21 protein-coding genes are annotated in these 19,064 nt (G+C 43.0%); 14 read left to right on the forward strand and 7 right to left on the reverse strand.

The window, feature by feature from the left end; genetic code table 11:
- The first annotated feature begins 230 nt into the window (after positions 1–230).
- A complete protein-coding gene (locus tag BSG1_RS08490; RefSeq protein ID WP_006836584.1) occupies positions 231–1,172 on the forward strand; it encodes a sensor domain-containing diguanylate cyclase in 942 nt (313 codons plus the stop codon).
- 37 nt (positions 1,173–1,209) lie between these two features.
- Here BSG1_RS08490 and BSG1_RS08495 read toward each other — a convergent pair whose 3' ends face one another.
- Positions 1,210–2,628: an NAD-dependent succinate-semialdehyde dehydrogenase gene (locus tag BSG1_RS08495; RefSeq protein WP_006836585.1), complete on the reverse strand. Its 1,419-nt coding sequence runs from the start codon at positions 2,626–2,628 to the stop codon at positions 1,210–1,212.
- Positions 2,629–3,024: 396 nt separating this feature from the next.
- On the opposite strand from BSG1_RS08495, the gene BSG1_RS08500 reads away from it, so the two are divergent.
- From BSG1_RS08500 to BSG1_RS08515, 4 genes are all read left to right on the forward strand, one after another.
- Complete coding sequence (locus BSG1_RS08500; RefSeq protein ID WP_006836586.1) at positions 3,025–4,047, forward strand: fatty acid desaturase; 1,023 nt, start codon at positions 3,025–3,027, stop codon at positions 4,045–4,047.
- Between the two features lie 325 nt (positions 4,048–4,372).
- On the forward strand, positions 4,373–5,509 hold the full coding sequence (locus BSG1_RS08505; RefSeq protein ID WP_044022628.1) for a sensor histidine kinase: 1,137 nt from the start codon (positions 4,373–4,375) through the stop codon (positions 5,507–5,509).
- The gene (locus BSG1_RS08510; RefSeq protein ID WP_006836588.1) at positions 5,506–6,105 is read left to right on the forward strand and encodes a response regulator transcription factor; all 600 of its coding nucleotides are present in this window, start codon (positions 5,506–5,508) and stop codon (positions 6,103–6,105) included. The genes BSG1_RS08505 and BSG1_RS08510 overlap by 4 nt, the downstream gene beginning before the upstream one ends.
- Before the next feature lie 299 nt (positions 6,106–6,404).
- Positions 6,405–7,454 (forward strand): mechanosensitive ion channel family protein, encoded by a 1,050-nt coding sequence (locus BSG1_RS08515; RefSeq protein ID WP_006836589.1) that lies wholly within the window; start codon positions 6,405–6,407, stop codon positions 7,452–7,454.
- 679 nt (positions 7,455–8,133) lie between these two features.
- Here BSG1_RS08515 and BSG1_RS08520 read toward each other — a convergent pair.
- Positions 8,134–8,436, reverse strand: coding sequence for a DUF5634 family protein (locus BSG1_RS08520; protein ID WP_044022629.1), 303 nt, complete (start codon positions 8,434–8,436; stop codon positions 8,134–8,136).
- A 392-nt stretch (positions 8,437–8,828) separates the two neighbouring features.
- On the opposite strand from BSG1_RS08520, the gene BSG1_RS08525 reads away from it, so the two are divergent.
- Positions 8,829–11,528, forward strand: a complete 2,700-nt coding sequence (locus tag BSG1_RS08525; protein WP_006836591.1) for a tetratricopeptide repeat protein — start codon at positions 8,829–8,831, stop codon at positions 11,526–11,528.
- A 16-nt stretch (positions 11,529–11,544) separates the two neighbouring features.
- Here the strand turns inward: BSG1_RS08525 and BSG1_RS21550 are convergent, their stop codons facing one another.
- Both BSG1_RS21550 and BSG1_RS08530 read right to left on the reverse strand, forming a co-directional pair.
- The gene (locus tag BSG1_RS21550; protein WP_006836592.1) at positions 11,545–11,679 is read right to left on the reverse strand and encodes a hypothetical protein; all 135 of its coding nucleotides are present in this window, start codon (positions 11,677–11,679) and stop codon (positions 11,545–11,547) included.
- Positions 11,680–11,778: 99 nt separating this feature from the next.
- Entirely contained in the window at positions 11,779–11,988 is a 210-nt protein-coding gene (locus tag BSG1_RS08530) for a hypothetical protein (RefSeq protein ID WP_006836593.1), read from the reverse strand.
- Between the two features lie 185 nt (positions 11,989–12,173).
- Here BSG1_RS08530 and BSG1_RS08535 point away from each other — a divergent pair, with 185 nt between their 5' ends.
- From BSG1_RS08535 to BSG1_RS08555, 5 genes are all read left to right on the forward strand, one after another.
- Positions 12,174–12,512, forward strand: coding sequence for a DUF962 domain-containing protein (locus BSG1_RS08535; protein ID WP_006836594.1), 339 nt, complete (start codon positions 12,174–12,176; stop codon positions 12,510–12,512).
- On the forward strand, positions 12,502–12,846 hold the full coding sequence (locus BSG1_RS08540; protein WP_232214218.1) for a CHY zinc finger protein: 345 nt from the start codon (positions 12,502–12,504) through the stop codon (positions 12,844–12,846). Before BSG1_RS08535 ends, BSG1_RS08540 begins: the two co-directional genes overlap by 11 nt.
- Before the next feature lie 106 nt (positions 12,847–12,952).
- Positions 12,953–13,183, forward strand: coding sequence for an excisionase family DNA-binding protein (locus BSG1_RS08545; protein ID WP_006836596.1), 231 nt, complete (start codon positions 12,953–12,955; stop codon positions 13,181–13,183).
- Entirely contained in the window at positions 13,183–13,317 is a 135-nt protein-coding gene (locus tag BSG1_RS21555; protein ID WP_006836597.1) for a hypothetical protein, read from the forward strand. The genes BSG1_RS08545 and BSG1_RS21555 overlap by 1 nt, the downstream gene beginning before the upstream one ends.
- 352 nt (positions 13,318–13,669) lie before the next feature.
- On the forward strand, positions 13,670–14,602 hold the full coding sequence (locus BSG1_RS08555) for a manganese-dependent inorganic pyrophosphatase (protein WP_006836599.1): 933 nt from the start codon (positions 13,670–13,672) through the stop codon (positions 14,600–14,602).
- A 184-nt stretch (positions 14,603–14,786) separates the two neighbouring features.
- Here BSG1_RS08555 and BSG1_RS08560 read toward each other — a convergent pair whose 3' ends face one another.
- The gene (locus BSG1_RS08560; RefSeq protein WP_044022630.1) at positions 14,787–16,058 is read right to left on the reverse strand and encodes an ATP-binding protein; all 1,272 of its coding nucleotides are present in this window, start codon (positions 16,056–16,058) and stop codon (positions 14,787–14,789) included.
- Between the two features lie 153 nt (positions 16,059–16,211).
- Positions 16,212–16,568: a hypothetical protein gene (locus BSG1_RS08565; protein ID WP_006836601.1), complete on the reverse strand. Its 357-nt coding sequence runs from the start codon at positions 16,566–16,568 to the stop codon at positions 16,212–16,214.
- Between the two features lie 186 nt (positions 16,569–16,754).
- Between BSG1_RS08565 and BSG1_RS08570 the strand changes: the two genes are divergently transcribed.
- Positions 16,755–17,213 carry an NUDIX hydrolase gene (locus tag BSG1_RS08570; protein WP_044022639.1) on the forward strand — a complete coding sequence of 153 codons (459 nt, stop codon included), beginning with the start codon at positions 16,755–16,757 and terminating at the stop codon, positions 17,211–17,213.
- Positions 17,214–17,306: 93 nt separating this feature from the next.
- Here BSG1_RS08570 and BSG1_RS08575 read toward each other — a convergent pair whose 3' ends face one another.
- Complete coding sequence (locus BSG1_RS08575; RefSeq protein WP_006836603.1) at positions 17,307–18,215, reverse strand: ketopantoate reductase family protein; 909 nt, start codon at positions 18,213–18,215, stop codon at positions 17,307–17,309.
- Positions 18,216–18,324: 109 nt separating this feature from the next.
- On the opposite strand from BSG1_RS08575, the gene BSG1_RS19805 reads away from it, so the two are divergent.
- Positions 18,325–18,513: a hypothetical protein gene (locus BSG1_RS19805; protein WP_006836604.1), complete on the forward strand. Its 189-nt coding sequence runs from the start codon at positions 18,325–18,327 to the stop codon at positions 18,511–18,513.
- Positions 18,489–18,884, forward strand: a complete 396-nt coding sequence (locus BSG1_RS21750; RefSeq protein ID WP_006836605.1) for a transposase — start codon at positions 18,489–18,491, stop codon at positions 18,882–18,884. The genes BSG1_RS19805 and BSG1_RS21750 overlap by 25 nt, the downstream gene beginning before the upstream one ends.
- Positions 18,885–19,064: the final 180 nt, after the last annotated feature.

The following is a 19,064-nucleotide window of genomic DNA, read 5'->3' on the forward strand; positions in this document are numbered from 1 at the left end:
ATTTCATACTGTCTACAGGACTGTTCCGGGGAGGAATGGTTTTTTTTGTTATGTGAAACAGGCCTTTCAGCTCCCGGGAAGGCACCGCATCCTTATTACAGCGGCTGCTTCTAAAAGGAACAGAGATACGAAACGAGGCATCTGCTTGGCATGCCTGCGATAGTAAAAGGCTGCGGCAGGCAGTTTAAATGAGTCATCTCTTCTTATAACTCATGATAAGGAGGTTCAGTATGGAAATCTGGACATTAATAGCCGGAATTGTAGCGGGGATGTCTCTATTTAAAGGTTTTGACTATATTAAGAACGCAGAAGCGAGAGAAAATGAAAAGAGGATCTTTCAGCTTGTCGAGAGGTCAAGGGATATCATTTATTATTGTGAAACGAAACCGGTGTTGAAGTTCAAATACCTAAGCCCTTCCATCGACAATTTATTAGGACCTGGTGTCCAGGTCCGCGCCATGGTAAATGGCCACACCCCGGTGGAACTTATCCATCCCGAGGACAGGACCATTTTAGAGAAAAAGCTCTCCGGTAAGCTTGATTACAGCCAGCCGATCATTCAGAGGTGGAGGGACACGGAAGGAAATTATAGATATTTTGAAGAGTTCGCCACCCCTATTTTTAAAAATGGCGAGTTGACGGCAGTGCAAGGGGTGATCCGCAGTATTGATGATAAAATGGAGCTGCAGAAGGAACTGGTTTACAAGGCGCACCACGATGGGCTCTCAGGGTTAGCCAACAGGCTTTCTTTTGAAAATGAATCGTCTATTCTCGATGAATTGGAGGACCGGCCTGTCGCGCTCTTGCTTTGTGATTTGGATGAGCTGAAATACTATAATGATACCTATGGGCATAGAACCGGTGATGAACTGATAAAGGAAACAAGCAAGATTCTAAGGACCTTACAAAATGAAGATGTTTTTGTAGCAAGAATTGGCGGGGATGAGTTTGCCATCCTGATAAAAGATCAACAAAAATACCATCCGCAAGATATGAAGAAGACTATTCAACATAAATTAGCCGGGTATAATCGTTACAGCAAAACGCTTAATATCATGCTTTCCATAGGCTTTGCCTCGAGTCCAAGTTCAGTCGGCAAAATGAATGAACTCTATACTTTGGCAGATGAAAATATGTATGAAGAAAAACGGAGTAAAAAAAGATCTAGTTAGAAACGTAAAAAGAAGGCCGGGCTCCCGGCCTTCTTTTCTATATTCCCAGAGAGATATATTTTACTTCGAGGTATTCATCAATCCCATGATGTCCGCCTTCACGGCCCAGTCCGCTTTGCTTGAATCCGCCAAAAGGTGCTTGCGGAGTGGAAGGCAGGCCGTCGTTCAATCCGACAATCCCATATTGCAGTGCTTCACAAACAGTAATTCCTTTTGTAATGTTTTCAGTGAAGACATAGGCGGCCAATCCGTAGATGGAATTGTTGGCACGTTCGATGGCTTCCTCCATTGAAGAGAAGGTCGATATCGGCGCCAATGGCCCGAAAGTCTCTTCTGTCATGCAAAGCATATCATCTTTTACATTAGATAAAATGACCGGTCCAAAGTACAACCCTTCGTTACTGTTTCCTCCGTACTCCAGGACCGCTCCCGCTTTCAAAGCATCTTCGACGTGATTCTTCACTTTTTGAACAGCTGCTTCATCAATAAGAGGACCGATATCGACGCCTTCATCCAACCCGTTTCCGACTTTCAAGCCCTTCACTTTTTCCACCAGCTTTTCCGTGAAGGTCTGTTGAATGGATTCGTGAATATAGATGCGGTTTGAGCAGACACATGTCTGTCCTGCGTTTCTGAACTTGGCAGCTATCACGCCGTTTACCGCTTTATCGATATCACAGTCATCCATCACGATGACAGGGGCATGACCGCCAAGCTCCAATGAGATTTTTTTAACGGTATCAGCCGCTCCCCTCATCAGGAGCTTGCCGACCTGGGTTGATCCTGTGAAGGTTAATTTTCGGACGCGAGTGTCTGAAAGCCAGGTTTCGCCGATTGCTTTGGCATCACCTGTCACGACATTGATGACGCCTTTTGGAATGCCGGCTTCCTCAGCAAGCTGAGCCATTTTTAATGCGGTAAGCGGTGTTTGTTCAGCAGGTTTAATGACAACTGTACATCCGGTTGCAAGGGCGGGGGCGACTTTCCGGGTAATCATGGCCGCAGGGAAATTCCATGGAGTGATGACAGCGACAACACCGACCGGCTGTTTCTGTACAAACAAGCGCTTGTTTCTTTGAGTTGCAGGAATGGTTTCCCCGTAAACCCGCTTCCCCTCTTCTGCATACCAGGAGATGAAGCCGTTTGCATAATTCATTTCCCCAAGCGCTTCCTTCAGAGGTTTTCCTTGTTCTCTTGTCATCGTCTTCGCTAATTCGTCTTTATTTTTTTCTATCAGATCATGCCATTTAAACAGCAGCTCACTTCTTTCATATGCAGAATAACGCGACCACTCTGCAAAGGCATCATATGCTGCATCAACGGCAGCTTTTGCTTCTTTCTGTCCGCCGTTCGGTACAGAAGCGATCACTGACTGATCGGCTGGATTGGTGACCTCGACAGCCGACAGGTCGTGCCCGGCGTTCTCACCGTTAATTCTCATGTAATATTTCTCCATCTTAACCCCTCCTTGTCGTTATTTTCACGATCATGCGTTCATCTTTATTATAACAATCAGCCAAACAGTGTTGATAGAAATAAGCTCCGGGAAAATTTACGTTTTAAACTGTGTGAGTTTTGGGTAAAAGTTTTTTGGATAATATTTCTTTGAGTTGCCAAGGCTTCTCAAAATGATGAAAAGGCAAACAAGAAAAAAGTAGAAATAATGTGTGGATTTTTGGTTCATGATAAGGGAGGAACAAGTCAGATTCTCTTAAAAAAGCTTGTTTTACCAGTGATTCTCACTAACCATGACACTTGTCATGTTTTTGTGATGACAGGTATATCTGCACTTATGATTTTTAATTTTTTATACTTACTATAAGAGAAAAATGAGGAAAGGAATATATGATAAATGACTAAACAAAAGACAAAAACATTAAGAAAGCAAGTGTCTCCATTTGAAGGGTCGGAGACAAGTAAGAGTGTATTTCAACTTGTAACAACCATAGGTCTTTTCGTGTCAGTATGGGTTCTTGCTTATTTAAGCCTTTCTGTTTCTTATTTGCTGACACTGGCCTTAGGAATCGTCGGGGCAGGTTTATTGACAAGGATTTTCATCATTTTTCACGATTGCTGCCACTATTCTTTCTTCAAAAATAGGAAGGCGAACCAAATTATCGGCACCCTCACCGGGATCATTACCCTGTTCCCGTTCTATCAATGGCAGCACGAGCATTCTGTTCACCATGCAACGAGCTCAAATTTGGACAAACGCGGTACGGGTGATATTTGGATGATGACCGTTGAGGAATATAAGAGTGCTTCTTTTTGGACAAGGGTTTCGTACCGCCTTTACCGAAATCCACTTGTGATGTTCGGATTGGGACCGATATATGTTTTCTTGATTACAAACCGCTTTAACCGTAAGGATGCAAGGAAGAAAGAGCGGATCAATACCTATATTACAAATATCGCTATCACCTCCATTGTTGCGGTTCTTTGCTACACTGTAGGCTGGCAGGCATTTCTGTTAGTTCACGGAACCATTTTCTATATTGCCGGCATCATGGGCATATGGTTATTTTATGTGCAGCATACATTTGAAGATTCCTATTTTGAAGTAAATGAAGAGTGGGACTTTGTTCTGGCAGCAGTTGAAGGCAGTTCTTTCTATAAACTGCCTAAAATCCTGCAATGGTTCACTGGAAATATCGGTTTCCACCATGTACACCATCTTGCCCCAAGGGTCCCTAACTATAAGCTTGAAGAGGCCCACAGAAGCAATGAGTCCCTGCAGCATGTCCCCACTATTACCTTGGCTACGAGCTTAAGATCATTGAAGTTTAAGTTGTGGGATGAAACAAATAAAAAGTTTGTCCGCTTTAAAGATGTTAAGTCTTTATCAAAAGCAGAAAATTTAACAGTGACAGACTGAGTCATCGACGATCCAGCTTAACGGCTGGATCTTATTCTTTGTGGGGAGTTTTCCTTTACAGGGGATTCGCCGCGGAAGTGGGAATTGGATGGTGAAAGTGTGCAATCGCCGATAAAACCCAAATCACCGATAATATTACAAAATCGCTGATAAGTTTCAGGAATCACCGATAAAAAATGCAAAATCGCTGATAAATCCCAGGAATCGCTGAAAATATCACAAAACCGCCGATAAACTTCCCAGCGCAAATAACAATACCTTATGGAAAAATATTGACAAAAGGGATAAGATGAAAGTAGTAAATAGAAAAAAATGAGGTTCTTTAATGTTTAATAGATATTTGGCGTTTCAACGCAATAGCGGGATTTCCCCGTACATATGGATCATCTTGTATATACTGCCGTTTTATTTTATTTTTCAGTCATCATCCATGATCGTTATGATCACCGGGACCATCCTGACAATCCTGTTTTTTGTTTTTTACCAGATTGCCTTTTTTTCTAAGGGATGGCTGGTCTATCTATGGACGTTTATTTTGATAGGGATTTCGACTGCGTCCACTTCACTATTCAGCTATGTGTACTTTGCTTTTTTCCTGGCTCACTATATCGGGAATATCAAAGAAAGAAAGACTTTTTTGATTTTGTACTTTGCCCACCTTATTGCGACCACGGTTTCTATCAATATTACAATTATCCAGGATGAGGCACTTTTCATTAAGCAATTTCCATTTGTCATCATCATTTGGATCAGTGTCATTTTGCTTCCATTCAACATCCATAACCGCAACGAGCGTGGACAACTGGAAGAAAAGCTGGAGGACGCGAACAAGAGGATTACCGAGCTTGGGAAACTGGAGGAAAGGCAGCGGATTGCCCGTGACCTTCATGATACCCTTGGGCAGAAATTGTCATTGATCGGTTTGAAAAGCGACCTGGCCAGAAAACTGATCAATAAGGATCCGGAAAGAGCAAAAGGCGAGCTGAAGGATGTCCAGCAAACAGCCAGGACAGCCTTGAATGAAGTGCGCAAGATGGTTTCCTCCATGCGCGGAATCCGCCTCGAAGATGAAATCATCACCGTTGCAAAAATTTTAAAGGCGGCTGAAATTGAGTTTTCCGGAATTAAGAAATTAGAATTGAAAAACGTGTCACTACTAACCGAAAATATACTGAGTATGTGCTTAAAAGAAGCAGTCACGAATATCGTTAAGCATAGCGGGGCAAGCCAATGTGAACTAACAATAGATCAAACGTGGAAGGAAATCACTATGGTGATAAAGGATAACGGAGCCTTCCGGGAACCACGTGGAGATGAACGGAAAGGACATGGACTTGTAGGAATGAGAGAAAGACTCGAATTTATCAATGGGGACATGAACATTGTAAAAGACGGCGGAACAACGCTTATCATTACGGTACCAAACGATGTCAAACAGACAGAACAGGGGGAAGTGACATGATCAAAATCGTCATTGCGGAAGACCAGCAGATGCTGCTTGGAGCATTCGGCTCATTGCTGGACCTGGAAGATGATATGGAAGTAGTCGGCAAAGCATCAAACGGCGAGGAAGCACTGCGACTGGTTCGTGAATTCCAGCCTGACGTCTGTATCATGGATATCGAAATGCCGGGGAAAACCGGTCTGGACGCGGCTGAAGAGCTTAAGGGGACCGGCTGCAAGATCATCATATTAACCACGTTTGCGCGGGCAGGCTATTTCCAAAGAGCGATTAGAGCGGGTGTAAATGGCTATTTGTTAAAAGACAGTCCGAGTGAAGACCTGGCGGATTCCATCAGGACTGTGATGTCGGGCAAACGGGTGTATGCTCCTGAACTAATCGAAGATGCTTACGGTGAAGGAAATCCTTTGACAGTCAGAGAAATAGAAGTCCTTGAACTCGTTGCCGACGGAAAAAACACCAAAGAAATCGCAGACGAACTCAGCATCAAAACCGGAACCGTCCGAAACTACATCTCCACCATACTTGACAAACTTCAAGTGAAAAATCGAATCGAAGCCATCACCCAATCGAAAGAGAAGGGCTGGTTCAAATAAAAACCGACTCATGCCTCTTGCCTTGTGCAGGAGGTTTTTTTGTTTTGAGAATTAGGTAAGATTAATCAATAATTGCTAGGGGACGGCTTAATCTCCGGCATGAAAGGGGAATCGAATCTCAAGGGACCGAAAAAGGAGAAAATGGGCCAACATCGAGTGGGAAATCGAATCTCATTGGCCCGAAAAAGGGCGTGCCCCAAATTCACCTTTCTCCTGATAACCGCCCAAAAAGAATGTAATCCGAAGAATGGGGTATAAAACAAGGAAGTATATTTTGGTGAAAAGTCAGGTGAAGTGAAATGATGGAGAGGTTTTTTAATGGGTTATCTGAAATTGACCTAAAGTGGTTCTTATTAGTGCTGGCCTTGATCCTGATAGGAAATATTATTTTAAAAAGGGCAGCTGTTTACATAGAAAACCGGAGTTCCGTTTTGCAAGAGAGGTTTACCGCAACTGTGCGGTCGGTATTGAACTGGCTCAGTTTTTATGGAGCATTGCTTTTGTTCCTCTTATACTTCTGGGGGGAAGACTGGCTTACGTACACCCTCTATTCGCAGGGAGGGGTGGACGTATCGGTGTTCCTCATTTTAGTTGCTTTTATGATTGTGTCGTTGGCGCACAGACTGGTGAAAATTTTTACCCAGTATGTTCTGAAGCAGGTATATGAGTATTACGACATCAATACTGGCCTTGGATATACTTTTAACAGAATCATCTACTATACTGTCATGATATTGGCACTGGTGGTCAGTTTGACGACGGTGGGGCTTGATCTATCCGCAATCGCTGCTGTGCTCGGTGTGCTTGGAATCGGGATTGGTTTTGGGATGCGTAATATTGCCGGGAACTTTATATCCGGTGTCATCATTCTCTTTGAGAGGCCCATCGAAGTAGGGGAGGTCATCCAGGTTAACGGCAAAAATGGGCGGGTGGAGAAGATTCGTCTGCGTTCAACCATTATCAGGACAGCGAAAGAAGGTACGCTGATAGTCCCCAATCAGTATTTTATTGAACAAATCATCCGCAACCGTTCCAGCGTGGCGGTCAGTGCTGAAGTGACAATCAGTGTAAGGTATGGAATGAATACCAAAGAGGTTGAGGGATTGCTTATGAAAGCAGTTGAAAAGGTAAAGGAAGATGCTGAAGGAATCCTGGACAGCCCTCCGCCTGATATCCGGTTTGTGGATATCAAAACCCAGGCAATGGAATTTCTTGTACTGATTCCAGTTACCAATTTTCAAATAAAAGAAAAGGTCGAAAGTGACTTGCGGCATGCTATTGCAGAGATATTCATTGAACATGAGGTCGAACTGGCATCCGCAGTAGCCTCATTGGAGCCCAGTGATTGATAACTGGATACAAGAGGACCTGACGACTTCTCCGTTGGGGCACAAATAAGATAACCGGCGGGTCAAAGAGGGGGAATGACCATGTCGATTCGTTCTAAAAAAGAATCGGTCCTGTCGAAGAGGTGAAATGACCCGGTCGATTGGTTCCAAAAAAGAATCGACCCGGTCAAAGAGGTGAAAAGACAAGATCGATTGGTTCCAAAAAGAGAATCGACCCTGTCGAAGAGGCGGAAAGACCAGGTCGAATGATTGCAAAAGAGAATCGACCCTGTCGAAGAGGCGTAAAGACCCGGTCGATTGGTTCCAAAAAAGAATCGGCCTGGTCCAAGAAGTGCAATGATTAGGTCGAATGGTTGCAAAAAGAGAATGGACCCTGTTGAAGAGGCGTAAAGACCAGGTCGAATGGTTGCAAAAGAGAATCGACCCTGTCCAAGAGGCGAAATGACCGGGTCGATTCGTTTTAAAAAAGAATCGGTCCTGTCGAAGAGGCGTAAAGACCAGGTCGAATGGTTGCAAAAAGAGAATCGACCCTGTCGAAGAGGCGGAAAGACCCGGTCGATTGGCATCCCAAAATAAGAATCGCCCCCATGCAAGGCAATGCCCCACCTTACCGACTCAGCGAACATCTGGCTCGAAAAAATTAAACTGAGCCAGAAACCACAAACCACAAACCACAAACCTAGATCCCCCTCAAAGCCGATTCCATACTGTCAAAACCGGTATGGTCGGCCGCATCAGGGTCATCAGATTCAATCGTCCATTGTTGAGAAGAGGGCTCTAATCCTCCGTCATGGTCCTTTTTATATGGAAGGTGAATCATATAAGCTTTTCCGTCTTTTTTCACTGTGTAGCCAAGGTAGTATTGATCCTTCTGCCCTTCTTCTTCAAAGACGCCGATTTCCTCAAGACCATACTCTTCCATCAGGGAAGGGAAAGAAGTTTGAAGTTCGTTGATTAACTGCTCTCTTGATAAAAACGCCATCATGATGCCTCCTTTCTACTAGTGTGTGTTCTTAATATGGATTGAAACTTTTTAAATAACCATCAGCGGGATTGGTAAGTCATGTTAACCCGGATTATATTTGTGTTTCTGGAAAAGGCTTTGTTAATTGTTAGTGTTGCTAATAAGGCCTAATAGGACAACAGATTATTTAGCATTAGAATAAGATCATGTTCGATTGGAGCGGAAGGTGGGCGGCCTCCCGGGATGTCTAATATCATCGCATGACTGCAGCGGAAATCAGGCAATATTACATTCCCTGTAGAAATTGTTGTGAAATTGCAATCTTTGATGCAGAGAAGTCTGATAAAATAAAGGTATTGAAGAAGTATATGCTCACCTTTCACAAGTACTATACTTAGCGGAGGATTGTCATGAAAACAGAAGAACAATACATACTAAAGACATTTTATAAAACTATGATGAATGACCAAGCAGAGCATCCTATAGCTGTACTGGGGGAAGCCTACCTTGTGGAACAGCAAAAGGATCTCCCTGATTTATCCTATATCCGCTTTGCCCAGGGTGAAGTTTACTTCCACCATAAAGATTATGAAGCGGCTATTTTTAAATGGGAAAATATCGATAATGAATTAGCCGGCTGGGCTCAAAAGAACACAGCTGATGCCTTCTTTGAACTCGACCAGCTTTCCACCGCGGAAGAGGTTTATAAAGCTGTGAAAACCGAGTGCCCGACACTAAAAGCTGAGGTCGCTCTTCATTTATTTTCGCTCTATATCAAACAGGGTGATATCCAAAGTGCAGACGCCGTAATCAAAAATGCCGTCTCCATGAACCCTGATTATCCTGATATGACATCGGTTGCCCAACATTTCTTTGAGAAGAACAGAGATTGGCACAGTGCGGTGGAGCTTGCGGTCAACGAAGCGATAAGGACTGAAGAATTGCAGTGGTTTGAGACGCTGAAAGGGTATATAAATTCAGGAGTAACGAGGGACATTACGCCTGGCTACTTTATGGAAGGGCTCTTTACCCTTTCAACCATTGATAAACTACTATTAGAACAAATTATCAGCTCTCTTTGGCATAGCTACCGGGACAGCGATATGTATGAGGAGTGGATTGGGAAGGTCAATCTGCTGATTGTGGATATTGATGTAGGGAGCGGCGAAAGCTGGATGGAGCTGTCTTCTCTTTACAAAGAAACGTATGAGATGCTGATTAGCAGCGGTCGATTTATCAAAGAACTTCAGCCTCTTGTACCAAAACTGCTTATGGCCTGGGTAAACATTACCGATTCCAAGCATACGGTTTATGCTGCATCAGCCTTGCTCTCTTGGGAAGAACTTTTCCCTAAGAGTGTCGATGGCTGGGCGGTGAAGAAGGCAAAGAACCTGATGGGCAAAGCCGGGGTGAAGTCGAATGGATTCAATCAAACCCTGAGCCTGCTTGATGAAATCTTGGAATGGACCCAACATCAAGACGTGAAGGTTGACAGCAGGTACCAGTGGATTATAAAGGAATTAAAAAATACAGAGGTTCACCGTCTGTTAGTCTCAGGTTCATCTGAAGAGGAAGTATACTCATTTATCGATCGAGTAGCGGGGAGCAGCATTTTCAATCAACTGCCATCCACGCCTGTGCTTCTGAAGCATAACAGTTCAACTCAGTATAGAAGGATATCCGATAAAGGAATTGTAACGCTGGACAGCAAAGAGGAGTTCCAGGATGAGTCCATGCTTCTCCGTCAGCCGGGGACGGTATGGCTGCAGCAAGAGCAGCCTTCTGCATTCCTGCAAGAAAATAAGCTGACCTGTTTACTGGCTTCCAATGTGACCGGTGACAGTGTGTTAAATATGTCAGACAGCATTCTTTATGTCATTGATGGGAAAGAGCGTTTGACAGAAAATGTTTTTAAAGGGCTGGTAGTAGTCAAAGAGAAGAACCCTGACCTTAAAGTGAATGTCCTGCTTTCTGTGAGCCAAGGGAAAGTTCAGGATGAAACGGTATCGGAAACCAAGTCCTTGTTAGGGAAGTACTTCCCTGATGCAAATGTTTTTCAGGCATCTTCTTTGGAAGATTTATCAGCCATTGCCCGTTTCCACTTCCGGTCTCCATCAGAAGACGACCGGACTGAAAACCTGCTTTACTATGTTAAAGATATTCTAAAGGATCTTCTCCGTCAAAGAGTGGACAGGGAAAATAATCTCATTGACTCCATTCAGTGGAATAAAGATATGGAGAAGAAATTGAATGGTGCCCACCTGCAGCTTCAGGATATGGAAGCTGAGAAGGCGGCGGCCATCAAGTCTGCTTTTATAGAAAAAACAAGTCAGGTTCAAAACAGAATACTGGAAGAACTTCCGGTTGTTTTAAAGAAATGTGTTGATTTCATCGAAGAGGACAGTGATTTCCGAACGCTGCACCTGTCACTGAATGATGAAATGAACAGAAGGATAGAATCCTATTTGAATGAGAAGGCAATGCCTCATCTTAAACAAAATTTGGATGAATGGATCGCCTTTGCTACAGAGGAGCTCCAATCTGGCAAGCAGTACCTCGAAGAAATGCGCGACAGTTTCAATGCCATGTATCGTGAAGAAAGACTCGAGCTGGTATGTGACTTCAAAGTCTTAAACGACTGGCGCCGGGATGCAGACAGAATGACTAGCAAGGTCATGAAGGACAAGGTCAATATCCTCCTGCGCCGCAATCCTTCTCAAGTGCTGTTGAAAAGCGTCGGGAAATTACTTGGCTCTATTGGTCAGAATAAGCAGATGCTTTTAAACCAGTACACGAGATTCATTGAAAATGAAAGTTATGAAGATACGGCCCAAGCGGTAATGGAAAGGTTCATGGGTCAGTTCCAGCTGTTCCAGCAGTCGATCGAAAGAGATGTAGCAATCTTCTTCCGAGGCCCGCTCGCCGAACTGGAGAATACATCAGAAGAAACGAAAACCCTGATTGCGGATAACGAGTTCGAACTGAGCACGCTTAAAGCAAATCCTGAAGCAGTCAAAGATCCGTTGAAACTTTTCAACATCAGGCAGCGCCAGCTTGAACTCATCTACAAGAATAACAAACAACCTGATTTTGCAAATGCAAACGTCTAAAAAGAAAAAACATGGCCTATTTCTGGTCATGTTTTTTCCCTTTATCATTTTGTTTTTCTGCATTTATTTTATTGTTAGGGGCTAAGGCTTTTTTAAAAGAAGTCGACCCGAGATTATTATTCGGTGCAGCTTGTTCATTCCAGTCAGTCATTTCTTATTCACATCCTTAGATTTATGAGGATCGTTACAGAAGGGAGCATGAATGGGTGCCTGGTACAAAGGGCTGGAACCAGGCGCCCTGGAACTGCGATTACTCCCCTTTTATTAGTGAACCAAGTTTTTTCATTTCCTTGTCTTCCTTAGGGTGGACAGGGAATGGATTCTCCTGGCGGGCAAAGTCCTGTTTCGTGTCCAGGGTGACACCCATCTGCGCACCTGTGCTGTCATTGATGATTGCTTCGTTCTTGCCGTCAAAATGAGGTGTCGTCTGTGAATGCTGATTTTGGTTTTCGTTCGGCATGATTTCAACTCCTTTAAGCTTAGGATTCGATATTTTGAGAAGAGATATACTTGTAAGCCATGTTTGTTATTATTAGAGACATGAAAATCAGGAAGCGTCGTACCGCCCCTCCACATTCAATAGAAGGAATACTAACGGTTTTGGCGAACAGTAATAGTAATCGCTTACATAAAGGGGAGAAGAGGATGGAGTTTAAAAGTTATGAAGAGTTCTGGCCGTTTTATCTTTCTCAGCACAGCAAACCTTCAACAAGGGCTTGGCATTTTATTGGAACAAGCTTTGTATTCGTGTTTGTTATATTATCCGTTTTCACCCTTAATTTTTGGTTTCTTGTATTGGCACCCGTGACAGCCTATGCTTTTGCCTGGTTCAGCCATTTTTTCATTGAAGGTAACAAGCCTGCCACATTTGGTCATCCTGTCTGGTCGTTACGAGCTGATTTCCGCATGTACCGGCTGATCTTATTTAGACGGCTGCAAAAAGAACTGGAAAAAAATCAGGAGCTGACAACTAGTGCAAAATAACCTAGTCATTGTGAAAGGACATGAAGTAAAGGGTGTCGATGTTGATACGCAAACAAGATGCCGTCATTATCATAAAGAAATCGATATTATTGCGATCAAATTTAAGTGTTGTGGCACCTACTATCCATGCCACCTGTGTCATCAAGAGACCGCTGACCATCCCGCCGAAGTCTGGGATAAGGAATCAAGAAATGTGAAGGCCGTTCTTTGCGGTTCTTGCGGTCACGAACTGACCATCGCCGAGTATATGAATTGTAAATCCAGCTGTCCTGAATGCCATGCCTCCTTCAACCCAGGCTGTGCCTTGCATTATGATTTGTATTTTGAAGTGTAGAGCAAGATTGAGGTTGCGTAACGACCTTGATCTTTTTTATTGAGTTGAATCGTAAAAACAAGACTGTGTTAGAATGAATACAAAAAGCTGAGGGAGAGGTAAAATCATGTATATGACTATAAAAGAAATCGCTGAATATCTCTCGCTTCCTGAATCGTATATCGAGGTGTTGATCAAACAGAAAAAGATCAAGGCGGTATTTGATGGTGAACAGTATCTGATCAATAAGGACAACTTTCAAAACTATCATGAGCAGATGGAAGCCTACAGGAAGCATTTTGAACAATGGCAGAATGAACCGATTCCAGAAGATCCGGATATCAAAGATGAGGATTGATGGTTATTAGAGCAGGAGCTGTCGAAAAGAGCGGAAAAAGTGTCATCGAGGAGCTTTTCAAGGACATGGAAGCCCGAAAAGATTGGGAAAAGTGTCTTGAGGAAGCTCCTCAAGGACGTGAGCGCTTGAAATGAGCAGGAAAAGTGTCATGAGGGAGCTCCTCAAGGCCATGAAAGTCCAAAAAGAGCGGTAAAAAGTGTCATGAGGAAATTCCTCAAGGACATGAAAACCCAAAATGATCGGGAAAGATGTCATGAGGGAGCTTTTCAAAGACAGTAACATTTATTTCCCCGGGGTTCGTACATCTCAAAACAAAAGCTGCAGCTATCGCTTATTTGCATTCGTAAATGATTTAAATTATTTCAACCACCAGCCAACATTTGATGCGAAAACAGTGTTCGAATATGATAAAATACTGTCGTATGTTATGATTTCACTAGTGAATTTTAAGACTACATAAAAGAATGTAAAAAAAGGAGAGTCATGATGGAAAAAGTATTGATCTTTGGTCATAAGAACCCAGATACAGATACGATCTGCTCTGCATTGGTTTACGCGGATCTAAAACAACAATTAGGTGTAAATGCTGAGCCTGTCCGCCTCGGAGAAATTAATGGGGAAACTCAATATGCACTTGATCATTTTAAAGTTGAAGCACCCCGCCTTGTAGAAAAAGTTGCGGCAGAAGCGAAAGAAGTAATCCTTGTGGACCACAACGAACGTCAGCAGAGTGCTGATGACATCGAGGAAGTAAGAGTCCTTGAAGTAATCGATCACCATAGGATTGCAAATTTTGAAACAAGCGATCCACTATACTACCGTGCCGAACCGGTTGGCTGCACAGCGACGATTTTAAACAAAATCTACAAAGAAAAAGGCTTGAACATCAGCAAAGAAATGGCAGGACTAATGTTGTCTGCCATCATCTCTGATTCCCTGTTGTTCAAATCTCCTACATGCACAGATGAAGATGTCCAAGCTGCACGTGAGCTTGCGGAAATCGCGGGTGTGGATGCAGATGAGTACGGACTTGAAATGCTTAAAGCAGGTGCAAGCCTGGGCGATAAAACCGCTGCAGACCTGATTTCCCTCGATGCAAAGGAATTCCAAATGGGTAACTACAAAGTGGAAGTGGCTCAGGTGAATGCCGTTGACACGGATGAAGTTCTTCAACGTCAAAGCGAGCTTGAAGAGGCCATCTCCAAAGCAGTCTCAGAAAAAGGCCTGGATCTGTTCCTATTCGTAACCACTGATATCCTGAACAGCGACTCCGTTGCATTGGCATTAGGGGAAAAAGCTGAAGCAGTTGAAAAAGCTTACGATGTGAAACTTGATAATAGCACTGCAGTACTTAAAGGCGTTGTATCCCGCAAGAAACAAATCGTACCGGTATTGACAGAAACTTTAAAGAATATGTAATTTGAAAAGAGTCAGCAGCCTTGGTTGCTGGCTTTTTTGGTGCCGATTGAGATAGATGACGCAGCGAGGGACATCAAAAGGGAGAAAACAGAAAATGATGTAGGGCGCACAAGGAGCCGGGGACCTCAAAATGAGACAGTGCCCCAGTTAAGCGCCAACCATAGCACCAAAAAAGCGAACCCAATCAGGATTCGCTTCTTGTATTTCTATCATGCAATGGCAGTACTATACGGACGACCGTTCCTTTTTCAGGTTGACTATCATATTCAATCTTTCCATGCAATTCGCGAATGATCTTATTGGTGACCATACTGCCCAGCCCGGTTCCTTTCGTTTTCGTTGTATAGAAAGGAAGGCCGATTTTGCTTAGCTGTTCTGATGTCATGCCGATGCCATTATCGGAAATGCGGATTTCTACAGTATCTGTCAGCATGCCGGTGGAAATCTCGATCCTCACTATACCTCGCTTATCTTCAGTAGATTCTATTCCATTTTTGATAACATTCATGATTGCCTGTTTTAAATGATGCTCATCGCCCTCGATATAATATTCATTGTCTGTATTAAGAACAATCGAGGTATTGGAATATGCAGCATATGGTCTCAACAGGTCTACAGAGGATTGGATTACGTTTGTCAAATTGATGACCGACACATGAAACTTTTCCGGTTTTGTGATACTCAAGTAATCGGTTATGATCTTATTTGTCCGATCCAATTCTTCCAGGATGAGAGGAGAAAACCTTTTAAACTGCTCATCTTTCGTGTCTTCACTCAGGTGCTGGATAAAGCCTTTCACGGTGGAGAGTGGATTGCGGATTTCATGTGCAATCGACGCAGCCATTTGGCCGACCATATTCAATTTATCGAGATAGACCATCTCCTCAATTTGTTTATTTGTTTTCATGAGCCTCTCAATAATGAGAACCAAGGAGACGAATGTAAAAACGAATGTGCCAAAGTAAATAATATAGAAAGTAAGATCCAGCATCGTAACAGTAAAGAGGATGATCGTTATGTAAATCGCTGAATAGACTGTCATTATTAACAAACTGACAAGAAACTTATGCTTTGTTTTATGAAGCATCTTTTGAAATAAGAGACCGACAGCGAACGCAAGGACGGAAACAGCAATGCCGATAATCACGTAAGGACCGCCTATCAGATAACGAAAAATACATACGATCAAAAGGACAAGGCTGCCTGATATGGCCCCGGCATAAATAGTAACAATCATGATGGCGATCATTCGGAGATCAAAGTGTGTTTCACCCAGTGTTTCAATAGGATAAAACATGCAGAACAATGCTCCCATGGAACCAACCAGCCCATAGTTTATTTTTTCTTTAAAATTTTGCTCAGACAGATATTTATAAGGAAAAAAGATATTTGCATTAAATGTGAATGAGAACAAAATAGTTATGTTGATTAATAGAGTTTTAATTAATATAAGCAAGGACGAGCCTCCCGCTGTATGATCTAATTTTGAGAATTGAAAAAATTGTATAATCCCCGTCTTTTAGCATATCAAGCATTGCCCGTTTGAACAAACATTTTTTTTGCAGTTATAACAAAAAGCCCGGACTTTGCTGAAGTCCAGGCCTAAATCTTATTTTAAATTTTCAATATCGTCCCTTACATGGGGTTTATGTTCATCGAGCACACCGATTTTCTCTATATGCTGCCTGGTTTCCGCGTCTCCAAGTTTATAGATCATGGCGTAAATCTTCTGCATGGATCTGTCATACTGTGCGTCTTCAGGGTCATTATGATATTGCCTGAATGGAATGTGAGAACGGATAAAAGTCGAGACATCATCGTCATAATTGTCATCGAATAATTTCTGGAGCTCTGTTCTTTCCTCGGGCGTCGCTAAGATGTGCAGTCCTGCACTCTCTTCAAAAGAAGGCTCCTCCAGGATATCTCCGCTTCTCATATCTACATAATAAGATCTTTTTGCTTCCATCTCTTATTGCCTCCTTAGATATATTTAGAAAAACATTTTTAATTCAGGTAATGTTGTAAGGGGACTGGCCCCATATTGTGTTAATACCTCCTTTGATGTGAGAGTAAACGGTTTTTGCGACGGATGGAAGGATTAGAGGTTTGGACTATGGAACTGTTAGGTAGTGTAGAAAGGAAGGTATCAAAAGTGGGATATGTAGAAGAACTTCGGGAGCTGGTCGGAAAACGGCCATTGATATTAGTCGGTTCGGTTGTTGTGATTTTAGATGATAACAATAGGATATTGCTTCAGCAGAGAAGGCATCCGGAAGGGGCATGGGGACTGCCGGGTGGTTTGATGGAGCTTGGTGAATCCACAGAAGATGTGGCACGCAGGGAAGTGTATGAAGAAACGGGGCTTGAAGTCGGAAAGCTGGACCTGATCAATGTTTACTCAGGAGAAGACTATTTTATTGTCGCGGCAAACGGAGTTCCGTTCTATGTTGTAACCACCGCATACAGTACAAGAGATGTGGAAGGCGTCATCAAAGTAGATGAGGAGGAATCCATTCAGTGTAAATACTTCTTTATTGATGACCTGCCGGAATACATCGTGAAGAGCCATCGGGAAGTGATTGATGAGTATAACTCCTTTAAAAGGATGTAATTCAGATGGTCACAACCTTATGAACTGATGTGGAGAAGGCCTATAAACAATAGTATAGAGCAGGTGCCCTCGAGGAGGATACCTGCTCTGTTTTTAACCTTCATAGATTTTAAGATTCGCATAAATGATGCCAAGTGTTGGAGCATCGATGTTATGTTTGGCTGCTTCATTTAGCAAAAAGCCATACAGGTGGTCTGCTTCAATCGCTAAATCTTTTTCCATATCGCGCTGGAGTGAAGATTTCATATCATATCCCATGCTGTTCAGCTTTTCCAATTGCTTCGCTTCAATATCATCTGCGATGGGAGCGCTCAAACTTCGCATGATGGCAGCCGTTTCTCCTAATGTTTTCTTGATGGTCGTCAAACCTGTTTCGTTATCTCTGATAGGCCCAATCGATGAACGGAAGAGCGAAGTGACACCTGAAAGCGTCGTAATGAAAAGGTACTTATGCCACATATCCTGAACGATGTTTTCAGCGAGAGTGAAATTGGCTTTCGCCCCGCTGAAAGCATCCTGCAGCTTCAAAATTCGGTCCGTTTTCTCACCTGTCACTTCTCCAAATACTAAATCATGAATGGGGCTGGACTGAATGATCCGGCCTTCAGAATCCAATGTCGACTCGACGAAACACAGACCGCCGACGACATTCTTCTCTCCAAATTTTTCAACAAGTTTTCCCACATGGGACATGCCGTTCAATAGAGGAAGAATCATCGTCTCCGCCCCCACGTATGGCTGAATGCTCTCCATCGCACTATCAAGATGATACGCTTTGACTGACAGGATAATCACATCAAATGGGGCAGGGCTTTCCCCTGACACCAGTGTTTTCGGTTTCAACTCAATATTCCCATGAACACTATGGATGGAAAGCCCTGTCTTTTCAAGCTGGTTCCTACGGCTTTCACGCACCAGGAACGTCACATCCTCGCCCTTTTCTGCAAGTCTACCGCCAAAATAACCGCCGACCGCGCCGGCTCCAACTACTAATATTTTCATGATTTTCTCCTCCTGTTGGTTGGGTGAATACTCAATTGATAATTACTTAGCAGGATTTCTAGTGAATATATGGAATAAATAATTAGATTAATAGTGAAAGGATGATTCAATGGCAAGAAAAAAGAGAGTATGGTTTCCAGGAGCCATGTATCACATAACAGCACGCGGAAACCGGAAAGACCTAATTTTCCGTGAAAAAGATGACTATCAATACTATCTTCACCTGCTAAAAAAAGCTAAACAACACTATCCTTTTAAACTTCATTCTGTCTCATGTCCAATCATCTCCACTTATTAATAGAGACCCAGGAACATTCTCCCTCACAAATCATCCATTATACACATTCCCTTTATGCCCGGTACTTCAATAATAAATATAAATGCATAGGCCATCTGTTTCAGGATCGATTTGATGATAAAATCATCAGAGACATAAAACAGTTAGTCGATACCAGCAGATATATACACTTAAACCCAGTTAAAGCAGGGCTGGTAAAAATGCCAGAGAAATACCCTTGGAGCAGCTATAAATCATTCGTTACATCCACTCACGACCCTCTTATTGAAAATAAGGTTATATTAGAATCTTTTGGCAGAGGATCAAAAAGTTCTTACAGGCATTATGTTGAATTGAATATGAATAAAGGAACCCTTTATTTTAAAAGCTGAAACTGAGCCAGGGTCAAAAGGTGTGAATTGAGCCAGGCTCAGAAAGGGTAAACTGAGCCAGGCTCAAAAGGTGTGAACTGAGCCAGGGTCAAAAGGTATGAACTGAGCCAGGCTCAAAAGGCGTGAACTGAGCCAGGCTCAAAAGGCGTGAATTGAGCCAGGCTCAAAAGGCTCAACCTA

The organism is Bacillus sp. SG-1, assembly GCF_000181495.1.
GTDB lineage: Bacteria > Bacillota > Bacilli > Bacillales > Bacillaceae_B > Rossellomorea.

What these genes read in the sequence shown, in the direction of transcription:
- BSG1_RS08490 (WP_006836584.1), top strand. Translation starts at nt 231, where the DNA reads ATGGAAATCTGGACATTAATAGCCGGAATTGTAGCGGGGATGTCTCTA.
- BSG1_RS08495 (WP_006836585.1), bottom strand. Translation starts at nt 2,628, where the DNA reads ATGGAGAAATATTACATGAGAATTAACGGTGAGAACGCCGGGCACGAC.
- BSG1_RS08500 (WP_006836586.1), top strand. Translation starts at nt 3,025, where the DNA reads ATGACTAAACAAAAGACAAAAACATTAAGAAAGCAAGTGTCTCCATTT.
- BSG1_RS08505 (WP_044022628.1), top strand. Translation starts at nt 4,373, where the DNA reads ATGTTTAATAGATATTTGGCGTTTCAACGCAATAGCGGGATTTCCCCG.
- BSG1_RS08510 (WP_006836588.1), top strand. Translation starts at nt 5,506, where the DNA reads ATGATCAAAATCGTCATTGCGGAAGACCAGCAGATGCTGCTTGGAGCA.
- BSG1_RS08515 (WP_006836589.1), top strand. Translation starts at nt 6,405, where the DNA reads ATGATGGAGAGGTTTTTTAATGGGTTATCTGAAATTGACCTAAAGTGG.
- BSG1_RS08520 (WP_044022629.1), bottom strand. Translation starts at nt 8,436, where the DNA reads ATGGCGTTTTTATCAAGAGAGCAGTTAATCAACGAACTTCAAACTTCT.
- BSG1_RS08525 (WP_006836591.1), top strand. Translation starts at nt 8,829, where the DNA reads ATGAAAACAGAAGAACAATACATACTAAAGACATTTTATAAAACTATG.
- BSG1_RS21550 (WP_006836592.1), bottom strand. Translation starts at nt 11,679, where the DNA reads ATGACTGACTGGAATGAACAAGCTGCACCGAATAATAATCTCGGGTCG.
- BSG1_RS08530 (WP_006836593.1), bottom strand. Translation starts at nt 11,988, where the DNA reads ATGCCGAACGAAAACCAAAATCAGCATTCACAGACGACACCTCATTTT.
- BSG1_RS08535 (WP_006836594.1), top strand. Translation starts at nt 12,174, where the DNA reads ATGGAGTTTAAAAGTTATGAAGAGTTCTGGCCGTTTTATCTTTCTCAG.
- BSG1_RS08545 (WP_006836596.1), top strand. Translation starts at nt 12,953, where the DNA reads ATGTATATGACTATAAAAGAAATCGCTGAATATCTCTCGCTTCCTGAA.
- BSG1_RS21555 (WP_006836597.1), top strand. Translation starts at nt 13,183, where the DNA reads ATGGTTATTAGAGCAGGAGCTGTCGAAAAGAGCGGAAAAAGTGTCATC.
- BSG1_RS08555 (WP_006836599.1), top strand. Translation starts at nt 13,670, where the DNA reads ATGGAAAAAGTATTGATCTTTGGTCATAAGAACCCAGATACAGATACG.
- BSG1_RS08565 (WP_006836601.1), bottom strand. Translation starts at nt 16,568, where the DNA reads ATGGAAGCAAAAAGATCTTATTATGTAGATATGAGAAGCGGAGATATC.
- BSG1_RS08575 (WP_006836603.1), bottom strand. Translation starts at nt 18,215, where the DNA reads ATGAAAATATTAGTAGTTGGAGCCGGCGCGGTCGGCGGTTATTTTGGC.
- BSG1_RS19805 (WP_006836604.1), top strand. Translation starts at nt 18,325, where the DNA reads ATGGCAAGAAAAAAGAGAGTATGGTTTCCAGGAGCCATGTATCACATA.
- BSG1_RS21750 (WP_006836605.1), top strand. Translation starts at nt 18,489, where the DNA reads ATGTCCAATCATCTCCACTTATTAATAGAGACCCAGGAACATTCTCCC.